The sequence below is a fragment of the Mycobacterium paragordonae genome (genome assembly GCF_003614435.1).
GTDB lineage: Bacteria > Actinomycetota > Actinomycetes > Mycobacteriales > Mycobacteriaceae > Mycobacterium > Mycobacterium paragordonae.
The window spans coordinates 6718800-6730319 of sequence record NZ_CP025546.1 but is presented as its reverse complement, the minus strand read 5'-3'; the positions used below and the strand labels follow the sequence as shown (position 1 = coordinate 6730319).

Here is an 11520-nt window from a genome sequence, read left to right as displayed (position 1 = left end):
CGACGCATCTCCCTGGTCCAACGGTCGGAATCCAACGCTTCTGTAACAACGACGCACCTGTCCACATGGTTATCCACAGATGTGGAAAGGAAGGTCAGTAGCAAGCCGCAGCCTACCGGCAACGGCTCGCGATCTTCGTGCTGTAGACAACCACGCGATTGTCCAATCAGCTAGTCGATCCGCCATCCTCGCTTCAGTGTCATTGTCGACAGAGTTCCAAGTCCGTACCGGCTTGGAAACTACCCCGCCCGAAGCTAACAGTTTTCGTTCCCGCTGCCAACAGTTCTTTGTATTCTGCTGGCGTCCTTCATGATCCTGCTATCCGGGACGCCATAGTGGCACCGGTGTTTGCGGTGTCGCGACGATCACCGTGGGTCAGCTGGGACGGGCGAGGTTTGACCAGGCGAAGCCGCATCAGTACCCTCAAACAGTCGCCCGAAAGTCGGCGATACGGCTGCGACCCGGAATCAGCATCTCGGAGACCGCGCCGGCCAGCAAGCGAGAACACCTTCGCCCACGAGTTGCCGAGCATCAGCGGGCGGACTGTTATGCCATACACAGCGAGGAGAACGCGGTGGCCAAGGGCAAGAGGACGTTCCAGCCGAACAACCGGCGCCGAGCCCGCGTTCACGGATTCCGGCTGCGGATGCGTACCCGTGCCGGACGGGCGATTGTCGCCAACCGGCGCGCTAAGGGTCGCCGCGCTTTAACTGCCTGATCGCAATTCAGGTTTCCCAGCGGTGCTTTCCGCACGGAACCGCATGAGGCGGTCGACCGAGTTTGACGCGACGGTGAAGTACGGGATGCGCACAGTGCAGCCCGACGTCATCGTGCACGTTCGTCGCGCGAGCCAGCGCGAGGACGACGAGGGACCACGAGTCGGCCTGATCATCGCCAAGCGAGTGGGTACCGCGGTGGAACGTCATCGGGTAGCGCGCCGGCTGCGGCATGTCGCCCGCCCTTTGTTGGCTGGCCTGAATCCGCGCGACCGGGTGGTGATCCGTGCGTTGCCCAGTAGCCGGCACGTGTCGTCGGCCTGGCTGGATCAGCAGCTGCGCAGCGGACTGAAGCGTGCGTTCGACATGGCGGGTACCGAGCGGTGACCGGTTCGGTGTGCAGCCCTGCGGGCGTGGTGCGCTCCACCGGCAGGGTAGGCACCCCGGTCGTGCGGGCTTTGATCTATCTCATCCAGCTCTACCGGCACATGGTCTCGCCGCTGCGCCCGGCGACGTGTCGGTTCATTCCCACTTGCAGCCAGTACGCCGTGGAAGCTCTCGCCGAATACGGAGTTCTCCGCGGGGGCTGGCTGGCGGTGGCCAGGCTCGGCAAGTGTGGTCCCTGGCATCGGGGAGGATGGGATCCAATTCCGGAGCGCTGTGAGTGCCCGGTCGACGTCTCGCGTGAGGCGGTCGAGGACCGCCCGGCGAAGCAAGGGGAGAGTGAATCTGTTGTTTGATTTCTTCAGCTTGGACTTCATCTACTACCCGGTGTCATGGATCATGTGGCTCTGGTACAAGGCGTTCGCGTTCCTGCTAGGACCGGACAACTTCTTCGCGTGGGCGTTGTCGGTGATGTTCCTGGTCTTCACCCTGCGCGCGCTGCTGTACAAGCCCTTCGTCCGGCAGATCCGCACCACGCGGCAGATGCAGGAACTGCAGCCACAGATCAAGGCCCTGCAGAAGAAGTACGGCAAAGACCGTCAGCGCATGGCACTGGAGATGCAGAAGCTGCAACGCGAGCACGGTTTCAACCCCATCCTGGGCTGCCTGCCGATGCTGGCCCAGATCCCGGTGTTCCTCGGGCTCTACCACGTGCTGCGCTCCTTCAACCGCACCACCGGCGGCATCGGGTTGCAGTCGATGTCGGTCGAGCAGAACAAGATGATCGGCAACTACGTCTTCACCGCGCTCGACGTCCAGAACTTTCTGAAGGCCAACCTGTTCGGCGCACCCATCGGTGCGTCGATGACCCAGAAGGGTGGGTTGGACGCGTTCGAACATTTCAGCAGGCCCGCGGTGATCGCCGTCGGCGTGCCGGTGATGATCCTCGCCGGCGTGGCGACGTACTTCAACAGCCGGGCGTCGGTGGCCCGGCAGAGTCCAGAGGCGGCCGCCAATCCGCAGACGGCGATGATGAACAAGCTGGCGCTGTATGTGTTTCCGCTCGGCGTCGTGGTCGGTGGCCCGTTCCTGCCACTGGCGATCATCCTGTACTGGTTCGCCAACAACATCTGGACGTTCGGTCAGCAGCACTATGTCTTCGGAATGATCGAGAAAGAAGACGAGGCCAAGAAGCAGGAGGCACTCGAGCGCAGGGCGGCCAATGCGCCGGCGCCCGGAGTCAAGCCCAAGCGCACCAAGTCCACGTCGGCGACGAGCACGGGGTCGGCGGTCGAAACCGCGTCGGCAGAGTCCAGTGCGTCGGACGCGGAAGTAATCGACGACGGAGAGACCCAGGCGAAGCCGACCGCCAAGAGCCCACAGCCTCCGTCAGCCAAGCCGAATGCGGCCACCCGAAGTAGCGGCCCTGGCCGTACCCCGCGGCCGGGAGCACGGCCGAAGAAGCGCAAACGCTAGTAGCGCCCGAACTTGCCGGGATCGGGCCGCCGGGCCGAAACCCAAGAAACCAAGCAAGACATCGCGGCGCGAGGCCGCGAACACCAACCCGTGGATGAGGGGAGAAAGAGCCATGACGGACGCTGACACCACTGAACTCGAATCGGATGCGGCCGCGCCGGACGCCGAGAACGGTGAGGCCGTAGACGAATCGGATGACCTTGAAGAGCGACTGGTCGCCGAGGGCGAGATCGCCGGCGACTATCTGGAAGAACTGCTGGACCTGTTGGACTTCGACGGAGACATCGACCTGGACGTCGAGGGCAACCGTGCGGTGGTGAGCATCGACGGCAGCGACGACCTCAACAAGTTGGTCGGCCGCGGCGGCGAGGTCCTGGACGCCCTGCAGGAGTTGACGCGGCTGGCCGTGCACCAGAAGACCGGTGTGCGCAGCCGCCTGATGCTGGACATCGCGAGCTGGCGGCGCCGGCGCCGTGAGGAGTTGGCGGCGCTGGGGGACAAGGTGGCCCGGCGGGTGGCCGAGACCGGTGAGCGTGAAGCGCTCTCGCCGATGACCCCGTTCGAACGCAAGATCGTGCACGACGCGGTGGCTGCGGTCGCCGGCGTGCACAGCGAGAGCGAGGGCGTGGAGCCGTCGCGCCGCGTCGTCGTGTTGCGTGACTGAGTCGTGACCATCTGTGACCGGGCCGTGACCCTCGGAGTTACAGGGATGTAGTTCCGGGGGACCCGGCGGCAGGTGTCAGGATCGGGTCGGCGCGTTGGCGAGAGCGGAGGGAATGTTTCACGTGAAACATGTCGATTCGCGCGAGCCGACGCAGTCCGCGAGCGTGACGCCCCCGGCCGCTGCAGCCGCTTCCGCCGCTGCCGAGGTCTTCGGTGAACGGCTCGGCCTTGCCGAGCGATACGCGGAGATCCTGGCGAGGGCCGGCGTGGAGCGAGGTCTACTCGGGCCCCGGGAAGTAGATCGCATCTGGGACCGGCACATCCTGAATTCAGCCGTCGTCGCGGAGCTGCTGGACCCTGGCGCGCGAGTGATCGACATCGGGAGTGGGGCAGGGTTGCCCGGGATTCCGCTCGCTATCGCCCGACCCGATCTCCGGTTCGTGCTGCTGGAGCCGCTGCTGCGTCGGAGTGATTTCCTGACCGAGGTCGTGGATGAACTCGGGCTGGCGATCGAGGTGGCTCGGGGCCGCGCGGAAGAGCGCGCGGTGCGGGACCGTTTGAGCGGCGCCGACGCGGCGGTATCCCGTGCGGTTGCGGCGTTGGACAAGTTGACGAAGTGGAGTATGCCGTTGCTGAGGCAAGACGGACTGATGGTGGCGATCAAGGGGGAGCGCGCTCCCGAGGAAGTGCGCGAGCACCGGCGTGTGATGGAGGCATCGGGAGCCGTGAATGTCAGGGTGGTGAGGTGTGGCGTGAATATTTTGGAACAGCCCGCAACGGTCGTGGTGGCACAACGGGGACGTCCGACTCGAGGGGCGAAGCGTTGAGCGCCATCGGAGTGGCGGCAACGTCCGCGGAAGCGCACAATCCCACAGTGAATGTTTCACGTGAAACATCGACCGAATTCGACACCCCGATCGGCGCCGCGGCCGAACGCGCGGTCCGGGTCTTGCACGCCACCCACGAACCGCTACCGCGGCCGCAACAGCGGCGGCTGTTCACCATCGCGAACCAGAAGGGCGGGGTGGGGAAGACCACGACCGCGGTCAACCTCGCGGCGGCCCTGGCGGTTCAAGGACTCAAGACTCTCGTCATCGATCTCGACCCGCAGGGCAACGCCAGCACCGCGCTCGGCATCGCCGACCGACAGTCCGGCACGCCGTCCTCCTACGAGGTACTGATAGGTGAAGTCACCTTGCGGGAGGCGCTGCGGCGCAGCCCGCACAGCGACAGGTTGTTCTGCGTGCCGGCCACCATCGATCTGGCCGGTGCGGAGATCGAACTCGTCAGCATGGTGGCCCGGGAGAACCGACTGCGCAACGCGCTGGCGGAGCTGGACGACTTCGACTTCGACTACGTCTTCATCGACTGCCCGCCCTCGCTGGGACTGCTCACCATCAATGCCTTGGTTGCGGCCCCCGAGGTGCTCATCCCCATTCAGTGTGAGTACTACGCCCTCGAGGGGGTGTCGCAGCTGATGCGCAACATCGAGATGGTGAAGGCGCACCTGAATCCTCAGCTCGATGTCACCACGGTCATCCTCACGATGTATGACGGCCGCACGAAACTGGCCGACCAGGTTGCCGAGGAAGTGCGGCGCTACTTCGGGGACAAGGTGCTGCGGACGGTGATCCCACGGAGCGTGAAGGTCTCGGAGGCGCCGGGTTACAGCATGACGATCATCGATTACGATCCCGGTTCGCGCGGAGCAATGAGCTACCTCGACGCCAGTCGCGAACTCGCTCAGCGCGGTCGATCATCTGCCGGGAGGGGATAAACCCATGAGCAATCCGTCACGCAGGAAGGGCGGTCTCGGCCGCGGTTTGGCGTCGCTGATTCCCACCGGGCCGGTCGAGGGTGACGCCTCGACGTTCGGGCCGCGCATGGGTTCGGCTGCTGCCGACGTCGTCATCGGCGGCCCGCTTCCCGATGCCGCCGCGATGGGAGCGGTGTACCGGGAGATCGCCCCCTCCGACATCGAGCCGAACCCGCGTCAGCCCCGCCAGGTGTTCGACGACGAGGCGCTGTCGGAGCTGGTGCATTCGATCCGCGAGTTCGGGTTGTTGCAGCCGATCGTGGTTCGCGCCGTGCCGCGATCGGAGGGCGGCGCGCCCTACCAGATCGTGATGGGGGAGCGGCGTTGGCGGGCCGCCCAAGCGGCCGGCCTGTCGACCATCCCGGCGATCGTCCGCGAGACCGGTGACGACAACCTGCTGCGCGACGCCTTGCTGGAGAACATCCACCGCGTTCAGCTGAATCCGTTGGAAGAGGCGGCGGCCTACCAACAGCTGCTCGATGAGTTCGGGGTCACCCACGATGAACTGGCTGCGCGGATCGGTCGCTCGCGCCCGCTCATCACCAACATGATCCGGTTGCTCAAGCTGCCCATCCCGGTACAGCGCCGAGTGGCTGCCGGCGTGCTGTCCGCCGGCCACGCCCGCGCCCTGCTGTCGTTGGAGGCCGGCCCGGAGGCGCAGGAGGAGCTGGCGAGCCGCATCGTTGCGGAGGGCCTGTCGGTGCGGGCCACCGAGGAGGCGGTCACCCTGGCAAACCGCGGCGACGGGGCGGCGCCCACGCCACCGCGTCGCAAACCGATCCAGATGCCGGGTCTGCAGGACGTTGCTGAGCGGCTGTCGAACGCCTTCGATACGCGGGTGACGGTGGCACTCGGCAAACGCAAGGGCAAGATTGTGGTGGAGTTCGGCTCGGTCGACGACCTCCAGCGAATCATCGACCTGATGACCGCGAAGAAGCCGTGAAGAGGCATGACCGGACATATTCTGTAATTACGTCACTGTGACACTCAGCTGGTCCGGGATCGAATTCCAGCCGGCTGCGGGCACCGCCATTCAACGGAGATATGGTGTGTATCAAGCGATTTCGAAGGTGGGCCGGTTGCCACGGTGGCGCCGGATCCCATGTCGCGGCACGGGCGACCGCCGGTCAGCGCCGGACAGCGGAGTCACAGGTCCAACACTGGCCGTACAGCGACCGACTCTCCTATCCTGGAAGGGTTGCCGGTGCGCATCCGCCTATCAGTCGGGCAGAGCGCACTGCGGGCCGGCGCCCGCGCAGGAGTGAAGCCATGGGCTCGGGTACCGCACGGAGGCTAGGAGACTAGTGTCAGCTCGGATTACAGCGCTGCGGCTCGAAGCCTTCGAGCAGCTCCCCAAGCACGCACGCCGCTGCGTCTTCTGGGAGGTGGACCCGGGGACCCTCGGCAAGGACGAGCACCTGGCCGACCCGGAGTTCGAAAAAGAAGCATGGCTGTCCATGGTGATGCTGGAGTGGGGATCCTGCGGCCAGGTCGCGACGGCCATTCCCGACGAGCGCAGCCAGGCGGATCCGCCCTGCCTGGGATACGTGCTCTACGCCCCGCCGCGCGCCGTGCCGCGCGCCGGCCGTTTCCCGACCGCCCCGGTCTCGGCGGACGCGGTGCTCCTGACGTCCATGGGTATCGAACGAGGGCAGGCCGACGACGATCTGCCGCACCACCTCATCACACGGGTCATCGAGGAACTGGTGCGCCGCGGCGTGCGCGCCTTGGAAGCCTTCGGACGCACCCAGGCGGCGACCGAGTTGCAGGAGCCGGTGGATGACGACGTGCGACCGGTATTTGATGCGCTCGGCGACTGTTCGGTCGAACACTGCATCATCGACGCCGACTTCCTGATCGACGCCGGCTTCGTGGTAGTCGCGCCGCACCCGTATTTCCCGCGGCTGCGCCTCGAGCTGGACAAGGGGTTGGGGTGGAAGGCCGAAGTCGAGGCGGCCCTGGAGCGCCTGCTGGAAAACGCGCAACTGCAACAACCGGTGGGGGCGGCGTCCGCAGCGTCCGCGGGGAGCGGGACCACCACCGGCAAGACCACCGGGACCACCACCGGCAAGACCACCAGCAAGGCGAACGCCGAGGGCTCAGCGGATAGCGAGGCTAGGAGCCGCTGAGCCGGCTGGCCCGCTCACGCTCCACGGACAACTCGTGGGCCAGCAGTTCGGCGAACGTGAAAGTTCCTGTGGGCCGGTCGTTTTTGCCCAACAGATACAGCCGCTTCACGGCGGCCAGGATTCCTTCGGCGATGGCGTCGCGGCTCTGCGTCGAGATCAGCATCTCGCGGTCACCCGGGTTGGTGATGTAGCCGACGTCGACCTGGACGGTCGGCATCCTGGTCAACCGCAGCAGATCCCACGTCCGGCCGTGCACACGGCAGTCACGTAAACCGGTGCGAGCCACCACTTCCCGTTGGATGAAGTCGGCGAGGTTGCGTCCGATGGTGGAGACCGAACCGTGCGAATTGCCGAAGTGGAAGGAGGCAACGCCGTTGGCCGACGGGCTGGTCTGGGTTTCACAACGCAGGCTGATCATCAAGTCTGCGCCAACGGAATTGGCGGTGGCGGCGCGTTCGGCGTCCGACGGACTGCGGTTGGTGGGCCGGGACAGGAAGGTCTCCATGCCGATGGCCGTCATCCGGCCTTCGAGCCGACTTGCCAAGTCCCACAACACGTCTGCTTCACTGATCGGGCCGGCCGGACCCTGGGTGATCAGACCGTGGTCACTGCCGCCGCGGCCCGGGTCGATGATGATCCGCTTCCCCGACAGCTTGGGGCCGGAGCTGCGCACCAGTTCCTCTTCGCGGATGGCGTGCGGCGAACCACCGCTGACCCGCGAACTCAGGAAGTACAAGGACCGCAACGTTTCTGGGCCGCAGATGCCGTCCGCGGACAGGCCGTACTCACGTTGGTAGGACATCAGCGCGTTGTGCGTCTGCAAGCCGAAATGTCCGTCCACCAAACCGGTGTAGAAACCGAGGTCCTGCAACCGGGCTTGCAGAGTCGCCACGTCGTCGCCGTAAAGCGGCGCGCCGAACTGGTGATACAGCGTGCGCGCGCCGAGGCGGTAGGAGGCTTCTTTCAACGCCCGGTAGGTGGCCTCGCCCACGACGCCGTCGACCAGCAGCCCACGATGCTGCTGAAAGGCCCGCACCGCATGGTCGAGCTCACCGTCGAACACGTCGGCCGCGACGTGCCGCCCGGTGGTCAGTTCGTCGTCGGAGCCTTCGAGCATTCCCAGCGCGGCCAGCGCCGCCCGGATCTCGGTGACAGCGGCACCACGGTCGCCACAGCGCAGCGCGTCGCCGTCTTCGCGGCGCGGACTCGGCATACCAAGGGCCCTCCGGGACTAATTGACATCGCCGCGAAAAGCGGCGCAGTTAATCGCTATTGTCGCAGATCCTCGCCGATATCGAGAAAACCCCAGGCCAATCAGGGAGTCGTTTCTGCAAGGAGAAACCCGCGATACCGCCGCTCAGGACAGGTTCGGAACCGAGTCGGCCAGCTCGCGCAGCAACGCCGCCTTGCCCTTGGCGCCGACGATCCGCTTTACCGGCTCGCCGTCCTTGAACAGGATCAGCGTGGGGATCGAGACGACCTGGAAATCACGCGCCGTCTCGGGGTTGGCGTCCACGTCGATCTTGGCGACGGTGAGCTCGGCCGAGCGTTCGGCGGCGATCTCTTCCAGCACCGGGGCCACCATCTTGCACGGGCCGCACCAGGTCGCCCAAAAGTCAACCAGCACAGGCTTATTGCTGGACAACACGTCGGTGCCGAAGGAGGCGTCGGAAACTTCGATCGTGGCTGACTTGCCGGAATCGCTCATCGTTGTGCTCCTATCAATTCGGTACTGTCCGCGGGCCCGGTTGCTTCGTGGTCGGCCAGCCAGCGCTCGGCGTCGATGGCCGCGGCACAACCGCTGCCGGCCGCGGTGATCGCCTGCCGGTAGGTGCGGTCGACCAGGTCGCCGGCGGCGAAAACACCGTCCAGGGAGGTGCTGGTGGTGCGTCCCTGGACCAGAACGTAGCCGTCCGGGTCCACCTCGACCGCGTCGCGGACCAGCGCCGAGCGCGGTTCGTGACCGATCGCGACGAACACTCCGGTGACCGGCAGGGTGGATTCCTCACCGGTGACCGTGTCACGGAGTCGCAGCCCAGTGACCGAGGTGTCGCCGTCGACGCCCAGGACCGCCTTGTTGGTCAGGATGGTGATCTTCTCGTTGGCTTCGGCCCGGTTGAGCATGATCTTGGAGGCGCGGAACTCCTCGCGGCGGTGCACCAGGGTGACGCTGCGGGCGAACCGGGTGAGGAAGGTGGCTTCCTCCATCGCGGAGTCGCCGCCGCCGATGACGGCGATGTCCTGGTCGCGGAAGAAGAACCCGTCGCAGGTGGCACAGGAGCTGACGCCGCGGCCCAGCAATTCCTGCTCGCCGGGCACCTGCAGGTAGCGGGCGGCCGCGCCCATGGCCAGGATGACGGCGCGGGCCCGGAACGTTTCGCCCTCGGCGGTCACCACGGACTTGACCGGTCCGTCCAGTGACACGGACTCGACGTCTTCCATGCGCAGGTCGGCGCCGAAGCGCAGTGCCTGCTCGCGCATCTGGTCCATCAATTCCGGGCCGGTGATGCCGTCGCGGAACCCGGGGTAGTTCTCCACCTCGGTCGTCGTCATCAGCGCGCCGCCGAAGGAGATGCCCTCGAAGACCAGCGGCTTGAGTTGCGCGCGGGCGGTGTAGAGGGCCGCGGTGTATCCGGCAGGACCGGAACCGATGACGATGACGTCGTGGATGGTGTCTGAGGAAGCGGTCATGCGTACCTTTCGGAACGAAGGCTGATCAGTGAGCGTGATCTGCAATCCTACGAACGCCAGCGTAGGCGCGGGTGTTCCCGGCTGCGACGCACGACACTGCCCACCGGCTAAGCGCGCGGTATCGCGGTCGTGGCCAGTAATCCGGTGTCGGCGGCACTGCAGTTCAGCGCGACCGCGTAGGCCACCAGGGTGTCGGAGGTGTCGCCGTTGACCAATAGCAGCACGCCCGGGCGGGCGTTGACCTCGACGGGCTGGGCGCCGAGCACCTCTTCGGCCGCGGGGTAGCCCAGCCCGGCGAGGCAGGACGCCCGCTGCGAGGCGTTGCCGAGCGCGCCGAAATCGGGCGGACGATGTGTCAGGTTGCGGATCTCAGCGTCCGACAGCGGAATCACCGGAACCGGGGTGGAAACGGTGATGTGATTGGCGGTGACCGGTTCGCCAGGTGTGGAGTCCGGTTGGTTGAGCAGGGACACGGTTCCGATGCCGACCGCTGCCAGCACCGCGCCGACACCGGCGACGCCGGCGATGACGTGCGCGGGACGCAGGGGCGGTCGGGCCGCGTGTGCGGAATGGGGAGGCTTCGGTGACTCGGCGAAGCTCGCCGACGGCGTCTCCGCCGCGTCGACCGTCAGCGGCGGATCCGCATCCTCGGCTGAACTCATCGGACCCAGTGTCCGCTATCGGCGGCCGGACGCGTAACAGGACCCGGTTACCGCAGGCCGGGGGACCCGTCGGCGCCGTCGTCGCCCTGGGCACCCGCGGCGCCGTCCGCGCCGGGAGTGCCGGGACCGGCGCCTCCTACACCGCCCTGTCCGCCATTTCCGCCCGGGGCGCCGAAGCCGCCGCGTCCCGGGTTCCCGGGTGTGCCGCCGCCGAGCGTCGTGCCGCCGGTGCCGCCGTCGCCGCCGTGCCCACCCGTACCGCCGGTGCCACCTTGCCCACCGGTGCCACTGACACTCGCTTGCAGTTCTTGCGGCCAGGCCGCGACGAACGACACGCGCCACACCATAATCAGCGCCGGCTATCGGCGAAATGGTTCTATAACGCTATGTGGCGCCGATCATTTCGGGGTAACCCAGCAGATTGGCGAGGCGGGCGCGGCCACGGGCACACCGGCTCTTGACGGTGCCCTCGGGCACGCCCAGCCGCCGCGCGGTCTCGGCGATGGAGTAGCCCTGCAGGTCGACGGCAACCACCGCGGCACGTTGCTGGATCGGTAGCCGCAGCAATGCTCGCCGCACCACGATCGCAGTCTCCACCTGGGACGTGCGGTCGCTGACCGGGTGCACGTCCTGGAACGGAACGGTCGGTCGGGCCTGCGCCCGACGGAGCCGGTCCAGGCAGGCGTTGCGCACGATTCGGTGCAACCAGGTTCCGACCGCGGCGTCGTCGCGGAAGGATTCTGCGCTGCGGTGCGCCGAGAGCATCGCGTCCTGGACCGCGTCGTCGGCGTCTTCGCGACTCAGGCTGGACTGCCGCGCCAGCCGGTAGAGCTGCCGGTGGTGACGCCTGAACAACTCGGCGAACGCGTGCCGGTCGCCAGCGACGTGTGCGGCCAGTAATTCGGTGTCACTGCGGTGCCGTCCTGATGCCCAGAAGCCCACCGCCGGACGGTAGCCAATCGGCAGGCGCCCGGCACTTCACC

At 66.6% G+C, this 11520-nt stretch carries 14 protein-coding genes and 1 pseudogene; 9 read left to right on the top strand and 6 right to left on the bottom strand.

Annotation, left to right across the window (positions count from 1 at the left end; all coding sequences use genetic code 11):
• Window positions 1-574 precede the first annotated feature (574 nt).
• The 9 genes and pseudogenes from rpmH to C0J29_RS30140 form a co-directional block, all read left to right on the top strand.
• A complete protein-coding gene (rpmH, locus tag C0J29_RS30180; protein ID WP_082658794.1) occupies window positions 575-718 on the top strand; it encodes a 50S ribosomal protein L34 in 144 nt (47 codons plus the stop codon).
• 22 nt (window positions 719-740) lie between these two features.
• Window positions 741-1103 carry a ribonuclease P protein component gene (gene rnpA / locus C0J29_RS30175; protein ID WP_065047640.1) on the top strand — a complete coding sequence of 121 codons (363 nt, stop codon included), beginning with the start codon at window positions 741-743 and terminating at the stop codon, window positions 1101-1103.
• Entirely contained in the window at window positions 1100-1456 is a 357-nt protein-coding gene (yidD, locus tag C0J29_RS30170; RefSeq protein ID WP_370530891.1) for a membrane protein insertion efficiency factor YidD, read from the top strand. The genes rnpA and yidD overlap by 4 nt, the downstream gene beginning before the upstream one ends.
• On the top strand, window positions 1440-2576 hold the full coding sequence (yidC, locus tag C0J29_RS30165) for a membrane protein insertase YidC (RefSeq protein ID WP_065047638.1): 1137 nt from the start codon (window positions 1440-1442) through the stop codon (window positions 2574-2576). Before yidD ends, yidC begins: the two co-directional genes overlap by 17 nt.
• A gap of 112 nt (window positions 2577-2688) precedes the next feature.
• Window positions 2689-3240, top strand: coding sequence for a Jag family protein (locus C0J29_RS30160; protein WP_065165113.1), 552 nt, complete (start codon window positions 2689-2691; stop codon window positions 3238-3240).
• Window positions 3241-3352: 112 nt separating this feature from the next.
• Window positions 3353-4066, top strand: a complete 714-nt coding sequence (rsmG, locus tag C0J29_RS30155) for a 16S rRNA (guanine(527)-N(7))-methyltransferase RsmG (protein WP_120794442.1) — start codon at window positions 3353-3355, stop codon at window positions 4064-4066.
• On the top strand, window positions 4063-5016 hold the full coding sequence (locus C0J29_RS30150) for a ParA family protein (protein WP_065047632.1): 954 nt from the start codon (window positions 4063-4065) through the stop codon (window positions 5014-5016). The genes rsmG and C0J29_RS30150 overlap by 4 nt, the downstream gene beginning before the upstream one ends.
• A gap of 4 nt (window positions 5017-5020) precedes the next feature.
• Window positions 5021-5998, top strand: a complete 978-nt coding sequence (locus tag C0J29_RS30145; RefSeq protein WP_065047630.1) for a ParB/RepB/Spo0J family partition protein — start codon at window positions 5021-5023, stop codon at window positions 5996-5998.
• A gap of 361 nt (window positions 5999-6359) precedes the next feature.
• A pseudogene (locus tag C0J29_RS30140) lies at window positions 6360-7073 on the top strand (acetyltransferase); the annotation flags it as partial.
• 97 nt (window positions 7074-7170) lie between these two features.
• On the opposite strand, the gene C0J29_RS30135 reads toward C0J29_RS30140, so the two are convergent.
• The 6 genes from C0J29_RS30135 to sigM all read right to left on the bottom strand — a co-directional run bounded on the left by C0J29_RS30135 (window position 7171) and on the right by sigM (window position 11479).
• Complete coding sequence (locus C0J29_RS30135; protein WP_065047626.1) at window positions 7171-8397, bottom strand: N-acetylmuramoyl-L-alanine amidase; 1227 nt, start codon at window positions 8395-8397, stop codon at window positions 7171-7173.
• Between the two features lie 144 nt (window positions 8398-8541).
• Entirely contained in the window at window positions 8542-8892 is a 351-nt protein-coding gene (gene trxA, locus C0J29_RS30130; RefSeq protein WP_065047624.1) for a thioredoxin, read from the bottom strand.
• Window positions 8889-9875 carry a thioredoxin-disulfide reductase gene (gene trxB / locus C0J29_RS30125; RefSeq protein ID WP_065165124.1) on the bottom strand — a complete coding sequence of 329 codons (987 nt, stop codon included), beginning with the start codon at window positions 9873-9875 and terminating at the stop codon, window positions 8889-8891. The genes trxA and trxB overlap by 4 nt, the downstream gene beginning before the upstream one ends.
• 107 nt (window positions 9876-9982) lie before the next feature.
• On the bottom strand, window positions 9983-10537 hold the full coding sequence (locus C0J29_RS30120; protein ID WP_120794441.1) for a hypothetical protein: 555 nt from the start codon (window positions 10535-10537) through the stop codon (window positions 9983-9985).
• Between the two features lie 47 nt (window positions 10538-10584).
• Window positions 10585-10872: a hypothetical protein gene (locus C0J29_RS30115; RefSeq protein ID WP_174814876.1), complete on the bottom strand. Its 288-nt coding sequence runs from the start codon at window positions 10870-10872 to the stop codon at window positions 10585-10587.
• Window positions 10873-10921: 49 nt separating this feature from the next.
• Window positions 10922-11479 (bottom strand): RNA polymerase sigma factor SigM, encoded by a 558-nt coding sequence (gene sigM, locus C0J29_RS30110; protein ID WP_120794440.1) that lies wholly within the window; start codon window positions 11477-11479, stop codon window positions 10922-10924.
• Window positions 11480-11520: the final 41 nt, after the last annotated feature.

What these genes read in the sequence shown, in the direction of transcription:
- C0J29_RS30160 (WP_065165113.1), top strand. Translation starts at nt 2,689, where the DNA reads ATGACGGACGCTGACACCACTGAACTCGAATCGGATGCGGCCGCGCCG.
- rsmG (WP_120794442.1), top strand. Translation starts at nt 3,353, where the DNA reads ATGTTTCACGTGAAACATGTCGATTCGCGCGAGCCGACGCAGTCCGCG.
- C0J29_RS30145 (WP_065047630.1), top strand. Translation starts at nt 5,021, where the DNA reads ATGAGCAATCCGTCACGCAGGAAGGGCGGTCTCGGCCGCGGTTTGGCG.
- C0J29_RS30135 (WP_065047626.1), bottom strand. Translation starts at nt 8,397, where the DNA reads ATGCCGAGTCCGCGCCGCGAAGACGGCGACGCGCTGCGCTGTGGCGAC.
- trxA (WP_065047624.1), bottom strand. Translation starts at nt 8,892, where the DNA reads ATGAGCGATTCCGGCAAGTCAGCCACGATCGAAGTTTCCGACGCCTCC.
- trxB (WP_065165124.1), bottom strand. Translation starts at nt 9,875, where the DNA reads ATGACCGCTTCCTCAGACACCATCCACGACGTCATCGTCATCGGTTCC.
- C0J29_RS30120 (WP_120794441.1), bottom strand. Translation starts at nt 10,537, where the DNA reads ATGAGTTCAGCCGAGGATGCGGATCCGCCGCTGACGGTCGACGCGGCG.